The 1,961-nt window shown below is 41.6% G+C and carries 2 protein-coding genes; both read right to left on the bottom strand.

All coding sequences use genetic code 11. From position 1 onward, the window contains the following. On the bottom strand, positions 1–432 hold a 432-nt coding region (locus tag AB5Y85_RS11215; protein ID WP_368221430.1), incomplete at its 3' end, for a hypothetical protein. A 1-nt stretch (position 433) separates the two neighbouring features. Further along, the gene (locus tag AB5Y85_RS11220) at positions 434–1,090 is read right to left on the bottom strand and encodes a hypothetical protein (RefSeq protein WP_257686737.1); all 657 of its coding nucleotides are present in this window, start codon (positions 1,088–1,090) and stop codon (positions 434–436) included. Positions 1,091–1,961: the final 871 nt, after the last annotated feature.

A 1,961-nucleotide genomic window follows, 5' to 3' on the forward strand; every position in this document is an offset into this window, starting at 1 on the left:
CTGGTTTTGGGGGAGGGGCCCCGAGACCAGAGAGTTTTCTGGCCACGGAGCTACTTTTACAGTAGACCTAAACATAGTGGCTGACGAAGCGCTAGCCTTATTCTGTTCAGGGGAGTCCTTGATTTTCAAACTAGCATCTTTGACAGTTTTCAGCAAGAACAATCTATTTTTGTCTCGCAACAACCGTAATTTCTTTCCTAGAAAATCACCACCTTTAATAGTTAATGTATAGATGTTATGTTTCTTGGATACGCATTCAATAAGTTCTAATTTCATGGACCTGTTGATTGCATCATTGAGATCTTCTTCTGTATATATATCAGGTGTGACATTAGTTACTATTTTTAGAAAGGCGTGGGCTTCTTGTGGTGATGCTGGTTGGATTGTTGCCAGCGCCCATAAATATGTTTTTAAGTTTACTAGGTTAGCCATTTTAGTTTCTTCGCTGTGTTTTCCAAAAGATTTTGTGTCTAGTAATGTTTTTAACAATATCAGATATCTTATTGTCATCACATTCACTGAAGATGACTAAGCTACCTTTAAGAATTTCTTTGAAAAAACTAATGGGACCTGTCTGGAGGAATGGTTGATGTGCAATTACTTCATCTTTACATATCGCAAACATTTCTAATGATTGTCTGTCTAATTGAAACTTAATATGAGATAAAAGAGATAGTTGAGAAAAGGTCGAATGATCGTCCGCAATGATTATAATTGAATTACATTGCTGCTCTTTAATAATGTTGCATTCATTCAAGTGTGGATATGGGCCTTCAGCAGTCACAAAAAACTTCCCGCCACCGACAATAAATTCTATACCATTCTCGGTTAGTTCATTGGTCAATTTCGTGTATATATCTCTAGCTTTTTCAGTTGAGACGTCATCGTTAGGGGCGCAGATAAATGAAATATATTTATCTGCTGATGTGGCAACAGTAAGGACTTCGAGAAGTTGCCTTGATATGTCTTGATTAATTAAAGGTGAGTTAGCGTTTAAGTTTACATTTGTTATGTTTATAGTATTTCCTACGCCACCTTGTTCAACGTTGACGAGGTCATTTTCTGCATGTGCCTTAGCTCGGTCAAACATAACTTATTTTTTGCTTTTATTGTTGAGGTTGATGGTGTTAAAGAAGCCTCGCTGTTTGACATTAAATGAGTCGCCATGTATGTGTTTTTTATCGTTCTGTTTCTTTTTGATAAATATGAGAACAAACAAGAAACATAAAAAACCTATGATCAATTGAACGAAATATGTACCAATCCCAGAAAAAACCCATTCTATCCACTTGTGCTCTAATATCATCATGCTATCTCGAAGTTATATTTAGCCTAATGATTTTTATATTTTCACAAAAGATTGTGAAAAACAATCTAAAGCGGGTTGATAAAGAGACATATCTCACAACATGGGCCGTAGGTCTGATTAGCGAAGCGTAATCAGACGATCGCGAAAACCGGTTGCCGTAATTTTGTTGGTGCTCCAGCTGATCTCTTCTCTATATCCATCGCCCCCGAGATCGCGGTGCGGACGATTACGCTTCGCTAATCGACCCTACTCGATCCTGCTTGATTTAACGCTCTGCGGCTTGTCGGTGGCTTCTGTTGGGATGGCTTGTTCCCCCTCATCCCCGACCCTTCTCCCCTTATCTATGGCAAAGAGTGGGAGAAGGGAGCAGAGATCGCAGCCGTTGATAGTGACCGTGGTATGGCGTGATAGCTAAGCCTGACAGCTACGGCTACAGAGTGGCAGGTGCTGATCCCCTCTCCCCTTGGGAGAGGGTTAGGGTGAGGGGAAGCTGACAATAGGGCAAACGCCGCAACAGGCGCCAGGTTGCCAACCTGAAAAGAGCCACAAATCCCGCCAAAAAAGAGGGCCCCGCCATCCATGATGGCGGGGCCCTTTGCATGATCAGCCGCGTTGCTGATTCAACCGTCGCACTGGCAGGGGCCACTGAAAT

This window comes from Aeromonas sp. R3-1 (assembly GCF_040908345.1).
In the GTDB taxonomy this organism is placed as follows: Bacteria; Pseudomonadota; Gammaproteobacteria; order Enterobacterales; family Aeromonadaceae; genus Aeromonas; species Aeromonas veronii.